Genomic DNA, 19,060 nt, shown 5'->3' on the forward strand with positions numbered 1-19,060 from the left:
CTTTCACCATGTTCACGACTTCCAAAATAAAGCATCATAGGAGTATAAGATAGCACGATGAAATAAGAAGCAATACATAACAGAAGGGTGATGCAACATGTTTGGACGACGCAAAAATGAAATGTTATATCCATGGGTAGGCAAGCTTTCGATTTATGAAACGATTATACAGGGAATGGATACTCAGGGCAGGCTTACTGATGATCATTTACCGGATGATGAAGAATACTGGGCAGGGCACACGATGCGTTGGGTGGCAGGAGGATTGGATGGAGCATTTGGGCATCATGGCGCTGGCGGAGATGGAGAGACTGACAAAATTAAGGATCTGGCGCAGTTGTTGTCCAGACAATGCCGCAAGCCAGGGATGAAGACAAGACGTGAGACGTATGTACGCTTAATGGAGGAAAATGCACTCAGCCTGATTGATCCGCTGCTAGATGCGGTGCGCGAGCATCCAGCAATTCAGCCTGATCGATTGTATGAGGAAGCGCGTTGGCTGGCTGAACACGGAGCACATCGCAATGTGGTGAAGGTCGGTATTGCGCTGCTCGGATTGCTGGAGACAGAGCAGCATCACGAGCTTATTTTAACGCTAGCCAAGCATGATGAATTCACGCTATATGCGGCTGTGGCAATCCGTAATATTTCGGAGCAAGCCAATGAGCAGTTGTATAGGTTAGCCTCACAGGTACATGGTTGGGGACGTATTCACGTCGTAGAACGGCTGGAGCCTGCACAGCAGGAAATACGTGACTGGTTATTACGGGAAGGATTCCGCAACAATGTCATGTATGAGTATCTTGCTTATGAGTGCGCTCATAAAGGCGAGCTGCATACAGCCATGGCTGTACCGCAGATTGATCAGGAGTTGTTTGACGGAGCAGGCGAAATTCTGTCGGCTTTATTAGCAGCAGGCGGACCTGCGGAAAGTATAGACGATTATGAGCATGCCGCTATGGTCATAGGCAACTACCTTCGTCATGCTAAGGCTATGTGTACGACTGTGAAGCATTTTACGATCATCATGGATATTGCAGATTTTCTGGGTGAAGAGGACGATTCATGGGAGGCACGTTATGAGTATGAATGGACGCCGGAATTACGTAAACGTTATGCGTCGATTTGCCAGCAGATGATGAACGATCCGCAGTGGGTGAAGCTGGTAGAGCAGGAACTGCAGCATGCAGATTCACCGCATCTCCACTGTGCCATTCGCGTAGCTAGAATGCTAGCACTAGATGTATGGCCTGTGCTATTTGATCAATTAAGCAAATACCCAGTCAAGCCTAATCTGTACTTTGAACTCATCAAGACAGAGGATGAACAGCGGGCTCGTAAGCTGATGGCTTTTGCAGAAAAGCACTTGCCTCTGGGAGAGATTGCTTCCGGTCCTGCTGATGTGCCGGGCTTTGGACCGGAGTATGAAGCGCATCAATGTCTGGGTATGCTGTTGCAACTATTGGCTTCTTACGAAGGAATGGGACAAGAGCTAGTTGCTGCCGGACTTTGGAGTCCGTTGACCTCCAATCGCCGTGCAGCGCTTCATGTACTCAAGGTATGGCCTTCTGAGATGTGGGGAGAGAAAACGACAGAGCGCCTTCGCCGCTTATCGGTAGCCGAAACGGAGGAGTCGATTAGAGAACAGATTCGGGAAATACTTTAATGATAAGGGAGGGAACAACATGACAGATGTGAAGCATGGGCAGGGTTTGATTCAACCGGAAATGCGCGAAACGATTTTGCGTGAGCTGCGCGCCTTGGAGCAGGAGGAGCAGGTGCGCATTGTATACGCCTGTGAATCAGGCAGTCGGGCATGGGGGTTTCCTTCACAGGACAGTGACTATGATGTACGATTTATTTATGTAAGACCCATAGAATGGTATTTATCTATTTTTGATAAGCGGGATGTAATTGAGCGGCCAATCAGCGATTTGCTGGATATAAACGGCTGGGATTTGAAAAAGGCGCTCCATTTGTTTCGCAAGTCTAATCCGCCTTTGCTGGAATGGCTGCAATCTCCGATTCCCTATTTGGAGCAGTATTCAGTAGCTGACCAGATTCGTGCGATATCGCCGTTAACCTTCTCTCCGAAGTCCTGTATGTACCATTATCTGAATATGGCGCGTGGAAACTATCGGGATTATTTGCAAGGTGAACAGGTGAAAATTAAAAAGTATTTTTACGTGCTGCGCCCACTGCTGGCCTGTGGCTGGATTGAACGTTACAACAGCATGCCTCCGATGGAATTCGTAGACTTGCTAGAGGAATTAATTCCGGCCGATACAGAACTTTATCAGGTGATCGGGCATTTGCTGCAACGTAAAAAAGCGGGTGAGGAACTGGATATGGAGCCACGGCTTTCGGTGGTGAATGATTTTATACAGCAGCAAATTGCTTATTTTGAACAGAAGGCGCCCTTGCTTCAGCATATGGAGAGTGGACGTGATCAGCAGTTGGATGATTTGTTCCGCGCTACGGTGAATGAAGTATGGAAAGCATAAGACTGGGAAGGAGAAGTGGAGTATGCACATCACGCTAAAAGCAACCGGAACCCATGCAGGGATGATTTCGCATTTGCTTGCTAAGAATCCTTACAATACGTATGATCGCACAGAAAAAGGCGCACGTGTACGCATGGTGTACACCGTTTTTACCGAGGAAGAGGCTGAGATCGTCATTCAGGCTTCGCCAGATTCGATTGATTTGGTCAAAAACAGTCCAGACAGCTATGACATTACACAATATATTAATGACCGGGAGTTTGTAACCAGCAGCTTATTTTGCACCTATATTCGTGGCTCGCTTGGCACGGCCCTGAACGGTAAACCCAAGGAAGACTATGCAGGATGGGTGACGCACCCTTTTGCGCTGGAGTTATCGTTTGGGCCCGTTGCTTCGGATTTGCCGGATTCTGTGGTGGAGGGACTATTTGCTCCGCTGGGCTATCAAGTGGCTATAGAACGAGGGGAAGCGGACTATTCTTTTCAGCTGAAAAATCGAAGCACCGTCAGATATGTCACGTTAAGTGGTCATCAGACGGTGCAGTATGCGTTGCGTCAGTTATTACTGTTGATTCCGGTGCTGGATAATTATAAGCACTACTACATCAGTGAAGAAGAGTTTGACAAGCTGAGACGTTACGGTGAAGGCTGGCTGCCAGAGCATCCACTTCGCGAGCTTATCATTCGACGCACGCTTCGTTTTACCAATCTGATTGAGCAATTTGAGCAATCTGATTCTGCTAAAACAACAGGCACAAAAAAACATATTGAAAAGGATACTGTCCAAGCTCAAAAGGATAAGCACGAACAGATTCAACAGCCAGAACAGCCACAGGAAGAAGGGAAGCAACAGCCTACAGTACGGCTAAATGAGCTGCGATATCAAGCCATTATGGACGTAATTCGCAAGTTGCCTCACAGACAGAAAATCGTAGATTTTGGTTCAGGGGAAGGGAAGCTTTCGGCTCGGCTGGCTCGAATGACGGGCGTTGAAGAGATTTGGGCGGTGGAGCCGTCTGCGTATGCACAGGTGAGAGCCATGGAGCGTTTTGCCAAGCTGGAAAGGCATGCCGACGCGATCAGTCCTACACCCATGATGGGCTCTCTCTTTTATTATGATGAACAATTGCGGGGCAAAGATGTGATGATTCTATGTGAGGTCATTGAGCACGTGGATGAGCATCGTCTGAACCAGGTGATGAAGACGATTGTGACGGAGTATCAGCCGGGCGTGCTGATCGTGACGACTCCCAATCGTGAATATAATGAAGTGTATCGTATGAATCAGCAAGAGCTGCGGCATGGCGATCACCGTTTTGAATGGAGTAGAAGCGAGTTTCAGGAACGATGTGAGCAGTGGATTGCGGAAGCTCCTTATTCGGTAGCGCAAAAGGGGATCGGAGAAGAGGTCGAAGGCTTTGGACAACCGACCCAAATGGCTATATTTACGCGCAGAAAGGAGCAGAAGGAAGCATGAGCAATTCATCTAAACGTACGATTCATTTACCGCATGCTGGACTGGTTGTGTTGGTGGGGGCCTCCAACAGTGGCAAAACCACATTATTGGACAGGCTGGTGAGCGAAGGGGTTCTACTGGAGACAGAAGTGGTATCCTCAGATCATTTTCGCAAGCTGGTCGGAGATACGGAATTTATAGACTGGACTGGACTTCCAAGGCTGGAATCGGACGTACTGTTCTATGAGTATCAGCAGATGTCAGCCAAGGCATTTGAGGCGATGGATACGATTTTGGCTATGCGCTGTCGCTTGAATAAACTGACGGTTGTGGATGCCACCCATTTGTATACTGAGGACCGTCAAAAATATGTACAGCTGGCAGCCAAGGCGCATGTTCCTGTGATGGCTTTGGTACTGGATGTACCCGAGGCTGTGCTGCTGGAACGGGATTTAGGCAGGGAGCATCCGCGTGGCCGCCAACGGGTCAAGCAGCAGGCACAGCTGTTAAAGCGGAACCTGCGTGGTATCCGTGAGGAAGGCTTTAACGCTTGCTACATCCTTAAGAATGTAGAAGAAATGAACTTTGTTCGCCGTGCGCAGCCACTGTTTCATGAGATTGGCTCAGGTATTGACATCATTGGTGATATCCATGGGTGCTACCGTGAGATGCTGGAAGTGATAGAGCGGCTAGGATATACGGAAGATACGGAAGGGCTATACTATCATCCAGATGGCAGAAGACTGGTATCTGTCGGGGATGTGATGAGCCGTGGCCCAGAATCGTTACAAGCGGTGCAGTTCTGGAAAAAGCACGTGGATGCCGGACTAGCGTATATGATTGACAGCAATCATGGATGGAAAATCGGCCGTTACCTCGATGGGAGAAAGGTGACTCTCAGTCATGGGGATGAACAATTTGCAGAGGAACTGGCCCAATATGAACAAAAAGCGGGCAAGGCAGCAGCGGAACAGCTTAAAAGCGAGTTAAGGGATTTTCTGTTACATGCACCCTCTCATTTAATTTTTGGCAGAAATGGATTGCGACACGTGGTTGTGGCTCATGCCGGGATTAAGGATCATTTTATTGGCAAACAGTCGGCACGTATTTCTGATTATTGCCGCTATGGAGATACGGAAGGACAGGATGCGAACGGAAAACCGATCCGTAAGGATTGGTTCGTAGACCATGAATCGGGAGAAATAGTAGTATGGGGACATGATCCGAGACCGCAGCCTACCCTTGTGAACCAGACGGTGAATATTGATCAAGGCGTGGTATTTGGCGGTATGCTGACCGCTTATCGTTATCCGGAAAAGGAATTTGTCAGCGTTCTGGCACATGAGAATTATGCGAATGATCCCGATAGCCCACTTGTCCGGTGGCAGAGAAAACGGTTTTCCCCGCCGAATTTACGCAAGCTCATCGCCGGTTATAGTGTGTTGACGGAATCGTATGGCGAAGTGCGCGTGCAAGGAGAATGGATCAAATCCGCTATAGATACCGTGTCACATGTGACTGTACCCATGGAGGAGCTGGTGTATATTCCACCAACCATGAGTCCTGCTCCAACGGTGTCTGCAGAGGCAGGATATCTGGAGCATCCACGTGAGGCACTGGCTTATTATCGCGGGCAAGGAGTACAAACGATGGTGGCCGAGAAAAAACATATGGGTAGCCGGGCTATTCTACTATTATTCAAAAACGAACAGGCCGCTGTCGAGTATGTCGGCTACCCGACATTGGGCACGATCTACACCCGAAGCGGACGACCTTTCTTTGAGTTAGGCTTTGGGAAGCAGGTGCTGGAGAAACTGAATGCGGATCTAGTGGATGCCGGATATTTTGAACGGAACCAGACGGATTTTGTGTTGCTGGATGCGGAAATTGTACCGTGGAATCTCAAGGCTCGGGAACTGATTGCTGCACAGTATGCGCATGTGGGTGAAGCAGCTCTGCTGGATCGCAGTAAGCTGGTAGACAAGCTGAAGCAGGCGAAGGTTGCAGGCCGAGAGGTTGGAGACTGGTTGGGGGAAATGGAACAGAAGTACGCGAATGCCGTAACGTTTCAAGAGGCTTTTCAAAAATATTGCTGGGATGTGGACGGTCTGGATGAAATTCGTATCGCACCGTTCCATACGCTGGCACACAGTGGAAAGACTTTTTTCGACCATTCTCATATTTGGCATATGGAGCAAAACCGGGAGCTGGCTGGGCTGTCTTCCCTGTTTATGGAGACAGAGTATCGCGTGATCACGGACGAAGCAAGCGAGGAAGAGGTCATTCGCTGGTGGAACGAGATGACAGAGGATGGTCATGAGGGGATTGTGATCAAGCCAGAATGCTTTTTGATGAAAAATCGGGACAAGATGATTCAGCCTGCAATCAAGGTGAGAGGCCGGAAGTATTTGCACATCATTTACGGTATGGATTATCTTGCCCCTGAGAATTTAAAGCGTCTGAAGCAGCGTCGAACGAACAAAAAGGAACGTCATGCCCTGATGGAAGGAGCGCTAGGTATGGAAGGCGTGGAACGTTTTGTCCGCAAGGATACGGTAGATCGTATTCATGAATGCGTCCTTGCCGCGCTATCGCTGGAATCGGAGCCGATTGATCCGAGATTGTAGTTAGCGAAGGAGGGATTGAGATGGAAAGGGGTACACCGTTAATTGATATTGGTGTGAACTTGATGCACCGTTCGTTTCATGCAGATCGGGAACAGGTGGTAGAGAGAGCCGCGGCTGTAGGGATTTCACCGCTGATTATTACCGGGACCAGTGTCCGCAGCAGTCGGGAGGCTTCTCAGTATGCAGCACGTTATCCGGGCAAGCTGTATGCGACAGCTGGCGTGCATCCCCATGATGCCAAAGACTGCAGCGCAGACACGATTCAGCAGCTCCGCCAGTTGGCGGGTCAGCCGCAGGTCGTATCCATAGGGGAATGCGGATTGGACTATAACCGTGATTTTTCGCCACGTGATGTGCAGCGCCGATGGTTTGGCGAGCAAATCCAACTGGTGGGTGAGCTGAATATGCCGTTATTTCTGCATGAACGAGATGCGCATGAGGATTTTGTCGCTATGCTGCGGGAGCATCAAGGGCTTGTCGATAAAGCGGTAGTGCATTGTTTTACCGGCACGGAACAGGAATTGCATACGTATGTAGAAATGGGACTGTACATCGGGATCACCGGCTGGATTTGCGACGAACGGCGTGGCAAACATCTGCGTGAACTAGTCAGAGATATTCCCTTGGACCGTCTGATGATTGAAACGGATGCTCCATTTTTGCCCCCGCGTAATCTACCCGTGAAGCCCAAAGAGGGGCGTAATGAGCCGATGTATCTCGCTCATATTGCTGCTACGGTAGCCGAATGTGCAGGCCGAAGTATGATGGAGATTGAAATCGCGACGACGGAGACGGCCAGACGTTTCTTCGGATTATAGGATTGTCAAAGCCATAGATGTGGTATATATTATAGTGAATTAAAAAGCATTGTCGGGAGCTTGAGAAAGTCAGGCTGAGAGGGTGGCCCTTGCCACTGACCGTGAAATCTGATCTGGGTAATGCCAGCGTAGAGAAACCAAGAACACTATACAGGAATGCCGCTTGTTTTGCGGTTGTCGATAGATTAAATGTATGTCCTAGCATTTTGCTTTGACCTTGGCTTTGGCTTGGTATCAGTGTAATAGCTTAGACTACTGGTTATATAAGGCATATCGACGAATGACGTTTTGTATGGTGCTTCACCTTTTACTGCGCATAAAGCTTGCCTGGAGATTCAGCTCCAGACAAGCTTTTTTTTATGGCCAAGAGGCCAATTATAGGAAAAAGGGGAGCACGCAATAATGAATACTACTGTAAGAGCGTCCAAAGGGTTGAAGCTGACTGATATTTTGGTCACGATTGTGATCGCTGTTGTGTTCGGTTTGGTCTATAAAATATGGGGGCCTGCCTATGATTTGATGAAACCATTGGGTCTGCACGCCGAGCAACTGATGTATGGCATGTGGTTTATGGCAGGCACGTTTGCTTATCTCATCATTCGCAAGCCGGGTGTTGCGATTTTGGCAGAGGTGGCAGCGGCAACGGTCAGCGCTTTTTTGGGAAGCGAATGGGGGATGTCCACCTTGTACTATGGCCTGCTGCAAGGCTTGGGAGCGGAGCTGTTTTTTGCGGCTTTTCTGTATCGGAACGCAAACCTGGGGGTTGCTTCGCTAGCTGCGGCCGGGGCGGCTGTCACTTCTCTGATTTTAGACTTCAGCTACGGGTATATTGATCAGCTATCGACCTGGAACTATGTTTTGTATATTGGATTTCGGATGATTGGCAGTATTGTGATTGCCGGGGTATTCGCGTTCTATCTGGCTAAGGCATTGGAGGTAACCGGAGTTACACGAAGTTTGAGACCTGCAACGGAACAAGATTATAAGGGGCTGGATTGATGAGCCGGGCAACCGAAGATGTGGTGGCTTCGATCACCCGTCTACGGTTGAAATTCCCCGGTGAGCAAGAGCTGCTTTTTCACAATATGTCTTTGTCTGTCCACAAGGGGGAAAAGCTGCTGCTACTGGGACCGAGTGGATGCGGTAAATCAACGCTGCTCCAAGTGTTAAGCGGTCTGATTCCACGCACGATAGAAGTGCCCATGAAATACGATGCTGCTGTAATTCCAAGTGTCTCAGGTATTGTATTTCAAGATCCTGATACGCAGTTCTGTATGTCATATGCAGACGAGGAACTGGCTTTTGTGTTGGAAAATAATCAGGTTCCCCGGGAGCAGATGCAATCCCGTATTCGCGAGCTGCTGATACAGGTTGGTCTATCGACGGATGATATACACATGCCCATTGGCAACATGTCACAGGGAATGAAGCAGCGGCTGGCGATTGCGTCTGTGCTGGCTATGGAGCCAGAAGTGCTTTTTCTGGATGAGCCCACGGCTTTGTTGGACGAGGAAGGCACTACACAGGTATGGGATACCATTCGCAACATTTCGGTAGAGCAGACACTGGTGATCGTAGAGCATAAAATTAATGAAATTGTCCATGATGTGGACCGGATTGTGGTGCTTTCTGCTCAAGGGGAGATCATTGTGGATGGAAGGGCGGAAGAAGTATTTCATATGCATCGGCAGGCATTGTCCGAGTACGGCGTGTGGTACCCGGGAGTATGGAATGAATCGTCTTCGCCACGTTGGAGTGAATCAGTGACGCAACAGAATGGTGCGGGGACTGATTTGCTGGAGCTGGAACATTTTAGCGGCCTCCGCAGTTTAAGTTCAGTGATTTATGTGGAGCATGCGCAGGTGAAGCCTGGCGACTGGATTGGCGTGGTCGGTGAAAACGGAGCTGGCAAAAGCTCGCTGCTGCTCTCCATGATGCGCTTACTTCGCACACAGGGACGTTATAGCGTGTGCGGAATTGAGGCAGGCAGTACGGAACAACTGGCAGAGCGTATCGGGTTCGCGTTTCAAAATCCCGAGCTGCAATTCGTAGCACACACCGTACGAAAGGAACTAGAGTATTCGTTACCTAAGAGCTTGTTTAGTGCTGAACAGTGCCGGGAGCGGGTGGATCGGATGCTCGTACAGTTCGGATTAGAGCGGCTGGACGAGCGTCATCCGTATCAGCTTTCGTTAGGCCAAAAAAGGCGGTTGAGTATTGCTACGGCTATGATCCGTAAGCCGGAAGTGTTGCTACTGGATGAACCGACTTTTGGGCAGGATGCGCAAAATACCTTTGTCATGCTGGATATGTTGGAGCAGCTGAGAGCGGCAGGCACGGCCATTGTGATGGTCACGCATGACCCGGAAATTATCCGTCGATATTGTACCGATATATGGCGGATTCAGAAAGGGGAACTACAGTATGAACCTGTCCTTTCCCCATCATAAAACATGGCTGCATCGCGTGAATCCGGGCTTAAAGCTCGTTATGTTTTCCATACTGTTTGTGGTCGTTATAGTCATTCATGATCCGAATGTCATGTTTAATGTTGCGTGTGCTATGCTGCTGCTGCTTGTCTGGTCAGGCCATCCATGGAAGCGGCTGCTGCTGTACGGATCTCCCTTTATATTGGTGTTTATTTCAACCTCAACGGGCATGATGATGTTCGGCAAAGGGGTGACGACCTGGTGGACATGGGGCCTGATCCATATTACACAGGAAAGCTTTTATCGGGGCATGCATTTGGGCTTTCGTGCGCTGAGTATGGCTGCGGTAGGGTTGCTGTTTGGCTTAACGACTCGTCCGGTGGACCTTTTTTATTCACTGATGCAGCAATGGAGGCTCCCTCCGAAGTATGCGTATAGCTTTTTGGCAGCCATGCGGCTGATGCCCATGATGGTGGAGGAATTCCAGGCATTGAGACAAGCCCACCGTATTCGAGGTTTACATCAGCATGTGTCCAAATGGAATATGTATGCCACGCTTCGCAGGTATGCGATTCCGCTGCTCGCTCAAAGTATCCGGCGTGCACAGCGAATTGCTATTGCCATGGAAGCCAAGGGTTTTGCTAATGAAGCCAAGCGAACGTATTATTATGCGATCGGCTATTCGGCTGTAGATATTGTATTCATATTCTATTTTGTTGTCATGCTTACGCTGGCTTGGGGACTCGGTATCTGCTTTCCTTATGTGGGGGTGTGGGATGTACGTTAATTGTTGTCAAAAGGCTTTGCCCGTTTTCTGCTCTGTGGTATATTAATGCAATGGGAATTGACGGCTCGTACAGACCCGCCTGGGCTGGCGGGCTTATTACATTTTCCCTGAGAAATGGATCATCAGGAGGCCAGGTTTCATGATTACGCTGCATCAGGTAAGCAAGCATTATACCACCTCAAGCGGCCAATTTCATGCGGTTCAATCCGTGTCCCTTCAAGTGGAGGAGGGGGAAATTCACGGTATCATAGGTGCCAGCGGTGCCGGTAAGTCTACGTTGCTCCGGTTGATGAATGTATTGGAAAGGCCGGATGAGGGAAACGTGGTTGTGAACGGGGAAGATCTGACTCGCATGCCGGAAAAACGTCTCCGTGAAGCGCGGCGATCCATAGGGATGATTTTTCAGCATTATCATCTTGTTCACAATCGGACGGTCAGTGGAAATGTGGCAATGCCGTTGGAACTGGCAGGTGTCGCGAAAAAAGAGAGAGCGGAACGTGTGCGTGAATGCCTGCAATTCGTCGGTTTAGCTGATAAAGCAGAACAGTATCCGGCACAACTGAGCGGAGGCCAAAAGCAACGTGTAGCGATCGCCAGAGCGCTGGCGAATCGACCTGCAGTGCTGCTGTGTGATGAGCCAACCTCGGCGCTTGATCCGCAGACGACCGCGGATATTCTGGGCGTGTTACGGGAGATCAACCGTGAACTGGGAGTTACCATTGTAATCGTAACGCACGATATGGACGTGGTACGCAATATTTGTACCCGTGTATCAGAAATGCGGGATGGGCAGCTGCTTTCAACGCAACGTGTAGCTGACACTGCGGTAGGTTCAACAGCGGGAGCAGGTGAAGCTGATGAATGAAATGCTGAGCATCATTGCGCAATATCAGTCTGAGATATGGAAAGCCATCGGAGAGACATTTATCATGGTGGGGATTTCCATCGCAGCAGCTGTACTGTTAGGGCTTCCGGCAGGAACGATTTTGTATTTGTGCGGCAAAGGGCAAAAATATGAAAATCGACTGCTGTTCACCCTATTGAACAGTGTGGTCAATGTCATCCGCTCGTTCCCGTTTTTGCTGCTCGTCGTGTTTATGATTCCATTTACACGTCTGGTCGTAGGGACGGCGCTGGGCACGATGGCTGCAACGGTTCCCTTGTCAGTAGTGGCCATCGCCTATTATTCGAGGCTGGTGGAGCAATCATTGCTTGAGGTGCCCAAGGGTGTAATTGAAGCTGCTACTTCTATGGGGGCATCCACCCTCCAGCTTATTTTTAAATTTCTGTACGTGGAAGCTCGTTCCGGGCTTGCACTGGGTTTGACCACGTCCACCATTAGCTTCATCTCCTACTCCACGGTGATGGGCATTGTGGGCGGCGGCGGGGTAGGCGATTTTGCCATCCGCTACGGTTACCAGCGTTTTGAAACAGGCTTGATGGCATTCACCATCGTCGTCATGATTATTTTCGTACAAACGATCCAGTTCACCGGAAGCACCATATCCCGCCGGATCGATAAGCGATAAGGCAGAAATGTAACTATTCGCTACACTTGCAACACACACCATGGGAAATAAAAATGACTTTACAGTATCTCAAAAGCGGAGCGGGCAGAATTGTTCTGTAGAAGCGTCAGCGTTCGCCTTTGAAATGGGATTCTAACCTATAAATTGTGTTATAAATCAGAGAGAATCCCATTTCAACAGCGATCGGAAGAACAATCTGCACGCGAAGCGGCTGTATTGTAACTCATTTTTATCTTCCCGATCACAACTAATTTTGGAGGTTCCACATCGAATGAGTCGGAAAAACAACATGAAAACGAACTTGAAATTACTTACACTATTTGCTGTCGTTATGCTACTGGTTGCTGGATGCGGTGGTCAAAAGCAGGCTGCTCAAGAAACACAGTCTAAAGAAGCAACTTCCCAAAAAGAAGTGACCTTGAAAGTAGCGACGCTAATCCCGCCGATGACAGATGTGCTGGATATCGTGAAGCCGCTGCTCAAACAGGACGGAGTCAATCTGGAAATCGTCGTGCTTTCAGACAATATCCAACCGAACAACGCATTGGCAAGCCATGAAGTGGATGCTAACTTCTTTCAGCATGCTCCTTTTATGCAACAATATAATGAAAGCAACAAGTCTGATTTGGTAGCGATAAAACCAATTTATAACGCCATTTACGGCGCGTACTCCAAAAAATACAAGAACGTTAAAGACCTGCCCGAAGGTGCGACTATTGCCATTGCCAATGACCCGGCCAATACTGGACGTTCTTTAGTAATGATGGAGCAAAACGGTTTGATCAAGCTTAAAGAAGGCGTAGGCTATAATGCTACACAGGCTGATATTATTGAAAATAAGAAAAAGTTTGTGTTTAAAGAGGTGGATTTGTTGATGCTGGCGCGCTCACTGGATGATGTGGACATGGCTGCCATGTATCCCGCATATGCCAAGCCGCTCGGTCTGACACCGAAGAAGGACGCGCTGATTACCGAAAAAGACGATACACACTTTGCCATTAATCTGGTAGCGCGTAAGGATAATGCAGATTCCGATGCTATTCAAAAGCTGGCGAAGCGAATGACTGGACCGGAAGTACGTAAATTTTTTGAGGACAATTACAAGGACAGCGTTGTTCCAGCATTTTAAATAAATAAGTATGTTGAAACATCGTTTTATGATGAAATACGACCTGTATAATGGAAGGAAGTCTGTGAAGAGCAGATAGTCTCCCTTGTGCAGGTCTTTTTCTTTTCCATCCTTAATATGGATAAAATTTATCGAAAACAGGGTAAAAAGTCTTATTTTTTAAGAATTCAGGGTGTTACACCGCTGCGAATTTTGGTCATAAAGGGCGATGGAGTAATGATAAAGAACATATTAAAATAAATATACGAACAAACATTCGTTTTCGATTTCGTTAACGGTGTTTTTATATGGGTCAAAAAATTCAGCTGACAACGGGCCAAAAGCGTGAATAAAAAGGAAGGGGAATGACATGAAGCTGTTTGTAACTGTAAAAAGTCTGGGAAAGCGCAAGCCCGCACTCGCACGACAGGAATTAGAGCTGAGTCCTGCTCCAGGAACATTACGAGATTTGATCACTGCAACGGTTGCTCTGAATGTTCAAAAGCTACGGGAAAAGCAGGAAAGTGTCGCGCTGATTCCGTTCCTCACGGGAGAAGAAGTTCAGGCACAAGGCGAGATAGGCAAAGTAGGATTCGGTTCCATATATAATGAGGGTGTCCCGGATATTAAGGATACCGTGAACACGGCGATGCAGGCTTTTGAAGATGGTTTATACAGGGTTTTTGTGTGTGACGAGGAAACTATTGAACTGGATGCTCCTTTGTCACTTAAGGATGGGAATGAGATTGTATTTATACGCTTCACAATGCTGGCTGGAGGCCTATGGTAGAGGGGGAAACGAAATATGCATCAAGAGAACAATGAGCAAGAATATTTCACCACACTGAAGGAGCGCGCGGCGCAACTGGATGGACAACAACAGGAATTGGCTCAGTATGTTGTGGAACTGGGTAAGCTTCATTACATACAGGAGAACGAGGAGCCATTTAACGAATGTCAGCGAATATTAAAAGAACGGGCGACGGAAAGCGGAGAACCGCTGTTTAAGCCACTGACAGAGGTATTACGTGCTCTAATTGGACAAACAGCGGGCGACGTATTCGCACATCTAACAGAGCATGTGACTGAATATCCATACAGCACAGGGTATGCGCGAAAACCGTTTCGCACTTCGGATATTACGGCCCATGCTTCCCGGATTTATAAAAGAATGGTGCAGTTGATTCGAATGGACTGTATCGGGTTCTCCGTAATGGATTATTTAACAAAAAAGGATTATGAACCAGGCAGGGATTACCGGATTCAGGAAACGATTGGTGACTGGATTGCTTATGAGCTGGATAACGGTAATTCGCAGGTGCTTGAGGCGTTAAAAGCTATTATTTATGGGGATAATCAGGCGGCGTTACTTACGCGCAATATGATTAAAGGCATGCTCCTGAGTCATCAGGAGGAGAATTATCGCATGATCGGCGAGCTCTTGGCAGCCGCCAAACTCCAGGAGGGATTGCGCCAAAGTATCGTGGAACAAATGGATGAAGGCACTCCAGAGGCACTTGTCTATCTGTTGAAGGTGATTATTGAGCAAGGCTTCATTCGTTACAGCTCGGTAGTGCGGGCGCTTGCAGTATGGACGGGAATGGGTTTGGAATCCGCCAATCAGCGGGTCGTTCGCCAACTGATCGAGCAGGCATATGAAGCATTGACTCGAAGTGAACTACGCCAGGAATGGCTGACCAGCTCAAATGCTAATGAAGTATATATGAGTCTGTGGGCTACCGCAGTACATGAGGAACGTGATCTGTATGGACAGGTTCGGAAACTCATGGAGCAGGGAGCACCTTACCAGAAGATCGTAGCACTGTATGTACTGTCTAACAGTGACAACAAGGATGTGCGCCTCGGAATTGCGAGAGAATATCTGGATGAAAGGGACCCGGAGCTTCAATATTGGATACTGACGAACTATACAAGCAATTATTTTTATGAATGGATAGAAGGCGGGACGGTCGCGGATCGGATCGTTAAAGTGGTGCGCACTCCTTTGCTGGAGAGCAAAGAGGAGCGGCGTAAAGATTTTGAACGACTTCATAACCTGTTTGTACATATGAAAAAGGGTGAGTCCACCGAGCCCTCCAAGGTGCTGGATTTTGTAAATCTGTATCACCGCTCAGATGCACCTATTCAAAAAATGCTGTATCTCGCTGGTTATGATATGGACGCTTCCTGGATTGGGGAAATCATAGCCTTAAAGGAACAGATTAGCCCTAATCTGCGTGGCGAACTGTTGAACCATTTTGTGCAAAGCCCTGAGGATACGGTACAACGTGATTTTATTTTTTCCAGTTTGTCTGACAAAAGTATGAGTATCCGTGAGTTCGCTGTGGCCAAGGCGCGTAAGCTGACGCTGTCGGAACCAGAAATGCAACAAATGGAAGCCTTATTAAAGCTCAAGACGGGATCATTGCGACAAAGTGTCATTGGTGTGTTGCTCTCACAATCGGAAGGGCCGCTGGCTGGCTCATTGGAACGCTTGCTTCGTGCTAAAGCGGAGCTACAACGATTGGGTGGACTGGAAGTATTGACGAAGATATATGCAGACCCGGATCGTGCCGAACAGTATGAAAGCCTGCGGGTTTTGGCGGATATCATTCAGCAACCCACAGCCAAAGAGGAGCAACTGCTGTCCAAGCTGGGACAGGAGGATGCTTATACAGGGGCTAACGGTTTTGGCCTGTACGATCCGAATGTCAAGGAAACTTGGTTGGAAGAGAAAGTTGATCTGGGTGATTTTCGATTGTCCGATGTTTTTGTTAGTCCATTGGAGAAGCTCAAGCAGTTCTTGAGCGGACTGGATGAGCTTGTTCATCATCATCGTGATGTGGAATATACTGCGGAGTATTATTCGGGCTACAAAGATACATTGCTTATTGGGACGAACCTTCGTCCTCTACGGCTGGTTCAGGTCGATGAAGAAGTAGATTCCAGACTGTCTTTATATCCTCTATATGAGGAGTGGGACCGTTATTTGCAGGAAAGCGGCATGGAAGCGCGTGAACTGCTGGAGCTTGTTTTTTATGACCGATTGGAGCCTATGGACCGAACGTTGGATCGCTATTATCGATACTTTTCTTTTAACATGGACTATTCAGAACAAAGCAAGCACAAGCTGCTGGAAGGATGGCGTAAAGATTTCGCTGAGCAAATGTATCCTTTGGATCGCATTAACGAGGTACAGAAGTGGATGGCAGAACTGACCTATTCCGATCAGGTAAGCACATTAGTTAATGCTTATTTTATGGACACAGCCGGTGACCAAACATTTGACGTAATTGACCTTGCTTTAAATTCACTAATGCAAGGCATGCCTAAGGACAGACCTGAAGAGGATATGGGAATGCTCCATCTATTGTCTGGCCCGTGGGTGGCCCTGGAGAAGGGGCAGGTCCATGATGATGAGTCCTTTAAGCGCTTTTTCCATACCTTTGTGAACTACGCAGAACTGCCAGGAGCGGAAAATCGTTTTTATTCTCCGCTGGATCTGGAGGATTATTTCAAAGCATATGAAAAAGGGTTGATCGGTGTAGGGGAAGTGTATCGGGAACTACTCGCCGGTAGTGAAAGCAGAAGACATATGAGTACCTTAACCAATGCTCGCAATGCATGGATTTCCAGCAAACTGGAATTTTTGGAAATACGTCGCACGGTTATTGATCGACTGTTAGAGGTTGAATTGGTTCGAGGCGATTTGCCTACCGAGGCTACGTCAAAGGTTATGGGCTTGAGCCAGATTGAAGGTATGGATTATTTCATCCGTATTCTGGAGGGACTCGACAAGGAAACGTTCGTGCGTGGTTATGTGTACGGCTACGGTGATCGTATTACCAAAAAAGAATCGTTCAGCCACTTGCTCAAAGCATGTTATCCGAGTGATGGCGAGAATGCCACGTTGCTCAAGGAAAAGCTGAAAAACACTAAAATTACGGATAAACGTCTGCTGGAGGCTGCTATGTATGCTCCACAGTGGATTGAGATTGTAGCAGAATATCTCGGTTGGGAAGGGCTTCGCAGTGCGGCATGGTATTTCCATGCACATATCAATGAAGGTTTTTCGGCCGAGAAGGAAACGATTGTAGCTCATTACTCGCCGATTGCTCCGCAAGATTTTAATGATGGTGCCTTCGATATTCACTGGTTTCATGAGGCCTATGAGACGTTGGGCGAGGAACGATTTGATCTGCTGTACGATTGTGCCAAGTATATTTCGGCTGGAGCCAATCATCGTCGATCCCAGTTGTTTGCGGATGCGACGCTGGGTAAGCTCAAACGGAGTGAAATGGAAAGATCAGTGGAGGACAAGCGAAACAAAGACCATTTGCTGACCTACAGTCTGATTCCACTTGCTCAGCCGCCTGAACCAGATGTACGCGAACGTTATGATTTTATCCAGAGGTTTCTGGAACAAAGCAAAAAATTCGGGGCACAGCGTAAGGCCAGTGAGGCACTCGTTTCACGGATTGCGCTCGGAAATTTGGCACGTAACGCAGGTTATGATGATGTAACCCGTCTCGTCTGGGACATGGAAGCTCGTAAGCTGGATGATCTTCGGTCTTATTTTGAGCCACATGCTTTGGACGAGGCTACAACGGTGCAGCTCGTCATTGATACTGAAGGAGCGGCAGATATTGAAATTGTCAGCAAAGGCAAGACGCTGAAATCCATTCCGGCTCGTTTCAAGAAGGATGAGTATGTTACGTCGCTGAAGGAGCTTAAAGGAGATCTAGTGGATCAGTACCGCAGAGCTCGCAAAGAATTGGAACGCTCTATGGAGTCTGGTACGACCTTTATGGTGAAGGAATTGAAAGGACTGCTGGGTAATCCTGTGCTTGCTCCGTTGGTGCGAACACTGGTTTTCAAGGCTAATGATCACCTCGGATATTTTAATGAGGAAACGTTGGTATTGACGGCTCCTTTTGCTGAACAGCATACTATAGGAGAAGAGGACAAGCTGATTATCGCTCATCCCCTTCATTTGTTCGAAAGTGGTCGTTGGAGCGACTTCCAGAAGGACTTATTCGACCGCCAGATACGCCAGCCATTTAAGCAGGTGTTCCGTGAGCTGTACTTGCTGAATGCTGATGAACGTGCAAACGCGACAGTTTCCCGTCGATATGCGGGACACCAGGTACAGCCGAATAAAACGGTATCCCTATTGAAAGGTCGCCAATGGACAGTCAGCTATGAGGACGGACTCCAGAAGGTGTACTATGCCGAGAATCTGATTGCGAACCTGTATGCCATGGCAGACTGGTTCTCACCAGCGGATACCGAGGCTCCTACGCTGGAGACAGTACAGTTCTTTGATCGGACAACGTATAAGAGCGTACCGTTGGACGAAGTTCCTCCTGTTCTGTTCTCCGAAGTTATGCGGGACGTGGATCTGGTCGTCAGTGTTGCCCATGTAGGCGGCGTTGATCCAGAGGCCAGTCTAACGACCATTGAAATGCGTAGGGTGATTGTGCAGGAATCACTTCGCTTGCTGAAAATTAGCAATGTACGCTTGGATGGGAATTATGCACGTGTAGATGGGACTCTTGGCGAATATGCTGTGCATCTGGGAAGCGGGGGTGTCTATAAGCAAGCGAAGGGAGCACTGCATATTATCCCGGTGCATTCGCAGCATCGTGGACGCATCTTCCTGCCGTTTCTGGACGAGGACCCAAGAACAGCTGAGATTCTATCCAAAATTGTGTTGTTGGCCGAGGATCAGAAGATCAAGGACCCGCAAATTCTTACACAGCTTCAAGCGTAGAATAGAATTCTGATATATATAGATTTATA

At 48.2% G+C, this 19,060-nt stretch carries 13 protein-coding genes and 1 riboswitch; all 13 genes read left to right on the forward strand.

Annotation, left to right across the window (positions count from 1 at the left end):
• Nucleotides 1–97 precede the first annotated feature (97 nt).
• The 13 genes from T3H97_RS04550 (at nt 98) to T3H97_RS04610 (ending at nt 19,031) form a co-directional block, all read left to right on the forward strand.
• Nucleotides 98–1,666 carry a limonene hydroxylase gene (locus T3H97_RS04550; RefSeq protein ID WP_328801816.1) on the forward strand — a complete coding sequence of 523 codons (1,569 nt, stop codon included), beginning with the start codon at nt 98–100 and terminating at the stop codon, nt 1,664–1,666.
• A 19-nt stretch (nt 1,667–1,685) separates the two neighbouring features.
• Complete coding sequence (locus tag T3H97_RS04555; RefSeq protein ID WP_328801817.1) at nt 1,686–2,504, forward strand: nucleotidyltransferase domain-containing protein; 819 nt, start codon at nt 1,686–1,688, stop codon at nt 2,502–2,504.
• 22 nt (nt 2,505–2,526) lie between these two features.
• Nucleotides 2,527–3,981 (forward strand): 3' terminal RNA ribose 2'-O-methyltransferase Hen1, encoded by a 1,455-nt coding sequence (locus T3H97_RS04560; RefSeq protein ID WP_328801818.1) that lies wholly within the window; start codon nt 2,527–2,529, stop codon nt 3,979–3,981.
• Nucleotides 3,978–6,587, forward strand: coding sequence for a polynucleotide kinase-phosphatase (locus T3H97_RS04565; protein WP_328801819.1), 2,610 nt, complete (start codon nt 3,978–3,980; stop codon nt 6,585–6,587). The genes T3H97_RS04560 and T3H97_RS04565 overlap by 4 nt, the downstream gene beginning before the upstream one ends.
• Before the next feature lie 20 nt (nt 6,588–6,607).
• Entirely contained in the window at nt 6,608–7,405 is a 798-nt protein-coding gene (locus T3H97_RS04570; RefSeq protein ID WP_328801820.1) for a TatD family hydrolase, read from the forward strand.
• Nucleotides 7,406–7,448: 43 nt separating this feature from the next.
• Nucleotides 7,449–7,558: riboswitch (TPP riboswitch) on the forward strand.
• Nucleotides 7,559–7,807: 249 nt separating this feature from the next.
• Nucleotides 7,808–8,404 carry an ECF transporter S component gene (locus tag T3H97_RS04575; RefSeq protein ID WP_328801821.1) on the forward strand — a complete coding sequence of 199 codons (597 nt, stop codon included), beginning with the start codon at nt 7,808–7,810 and terminating at the stop codon, nt 8,402–8,404.
• Entirely contained in the window at nt 8,404–9,855 is a 1,452-nt protein-coding gene (locus tag T3H97_RS04580) for an ABC transporter ATP-binding protein (protein ID WP_328801822.1), read from the forward strand. The genes T3H97_RS04575 and T3H97_RS04580 overlap by 1 nt, the downstream gene beginning before the upstream one ends.
• Complete coding sequence (locus T3H97_RS04585; RefSeq protein WP_250243338.1) at nt 9,830–10,621, forward strand: energy-coupling factor transporter transmembrane component T family protein; 792 nt, start codon at nt 9,830–9,832, stop codon at nt 10,619–10,621. The genes T3H97_RS04580 and T3H97_RS04585 overlap by 26 nt, the downstream gene beginning before the upstream one ends.
• Nucleotides 10,622–10,760: 139 nt before the next feature.
• Entirely contained in the window at nt 10,761–11,486 is a 726-nt protein-coding gene (locus T3H97_RS04590) for a methionine ABC transporter ATP-binding protein (RefSeq protein ID WP_013308946.1), read from the forward strand.
• Nucleotides 11,479–12,150: a methionine ABC transporter permease gene (locus T3H97_RS04595; RefSeq protein WP_328801823.1), complete on the forward strand. Its 672-nt coding sequence runs from the start codon at nt 11,479–11,481 to the stop codon at nt 12,148–12,150. The genes T3H97_RS04590 and T3H97_RS04595 overlap by 8 nt, the downstream gene beginning before the upstream one ends.
• A 271-nt stretch (nt 12,151–12,421) precedes the next feature.
• Complete coding sequence (locus tag T3H97_RS04600) at nt 12,422–13,279, forward strand: MetQ/NlpA family ABC transporter substrate-binding protein (protein ID WP_071639698.1); 858 nt, start codon at nt 12,422–12,424, stop codon at nt 13,277–13,279.
• A 349-nt stretch (nt 13,280–13,628) separates the two neighbouring features.
• Nucleotides 13,629–14,048 (forward strand): hypothetical protein, encoded by a 420-nt coding sequence (locus tag T3H97_RS04605; protein WP_328801824.1) that lies wholly within the window; start codon nt 13,629–13,631, stop codon nt 14,046–14,048.
• 15 nt (nt 14,049–14,063) lie between these two features.
• Nucleotides 14,064–19,031: a DUF4132 domain-containing protein gene (locus tag T3H97_RS04610; protein ID WP_328801825.1), complete on the forward strand. Its 4,968-nt coding sequence runs from the start codon at nt 14,064–14,066 to the stop codon at nt 19,029–19,031.
• Nucleotides 19,032–19,060 lie beyond the last annotated feature (29 nt).

Origin of the sequence: Paenibacillus sp. LX16 (assembly GCF_036252815.1) — a bacterium.
GTDB classification, from domain to species: Bacteria; Bacillota; Bacilli; order Paenibacillales; family Paenibacillaceae; genus Paenibacillus; species Paenibacillus polymyxa_B.

Coding starts and splice junctions, on each gene's coding strand:
- T3H97_RS04550 (WP_328801816.1), top strand. CDS start 98: ATGTTTGGACGACGCAAAAATGAAATGTTATATCCATGGGTAGGCAAG.
- T3H97_RS04555 (WP_328801817.1), top strand. CDS start 1,686: ATGACAGATGTGAAGCATGGGCAGGGTTTGATTCAACCGGAAATGCGC.
- T3H97_RS04560 (WP_328801818.1), top strand. CDS start 2,527: ATGCACATCACGCTAAAAGCAACCGGAACCCATGCAGGGATGATTTCG.
- T3H97_RS04565 (WP_328801819.1), top strand. CDS start 3,978: ATGAGCAATTCATCTAAACGTACGATTCATTTACCGCATGCTGGACTG.
- T3H97_RS04570 (WP_328801820.1), top strand. CDS start 6,608: ATGGAAAGGGGTACACCGTTAATTGATATTGGTGTGAACTTGATGCAC.
- T3H97_RS04575 (WP_328801821.1), top strand. CDS start 7,808: ATGAATACTACTGTAAGAGCGTCCAAAGGGTTGAAGCTGACTGATATT.
- T3H97_RS04580 (WP_328801822.1), top strand. CDS start 8,404: ATGAGCCGGGCAACCGAAGATGTGGTGGCTTCGATCACCCGTCTACGG.
- T3H97_RS04585 (WP_250243338.1), top strand. CDS start 9,830: ATGAACCTGTCCTTTCCCCATCATAAAACATGGCTGCATCGCGTGAAT.
- T3H97_RS04590 (WP_013308946.1), top strand. CDS start 10,761: ATGATTACGCTGCATCAGGTAAGCAAGCATTATACCACCTCAAGCGGC.
- T3H97_RS04595 (WP_328801823.1), top strand. CDS start 11,479: ATGAATGAAATGCTGAGCATCATTGCGCAATATCAGTCTGAGATATGG.
- T3H97_RS04600 (WP_071639698.1), top strand. CDS start 12,422: ATGAGTCGGAAAAACAACATGAAAACGAACTTGAAATTACTTACACTA.
- T3H97_RS04605 (WP_328801824.1), top strand. CDS start 13,629: ATGAAGCTGTTTGTAACTGTAAAAAGTCTGGGAAAGCGCAAGCCCGCA.
- T3H97_RS04610 (WP_328801825.1), top strand. CDS start 14,064: ATGCATCAAGAGAACAATGAGCAAGAATATTTCACCACACTGAAGGAG.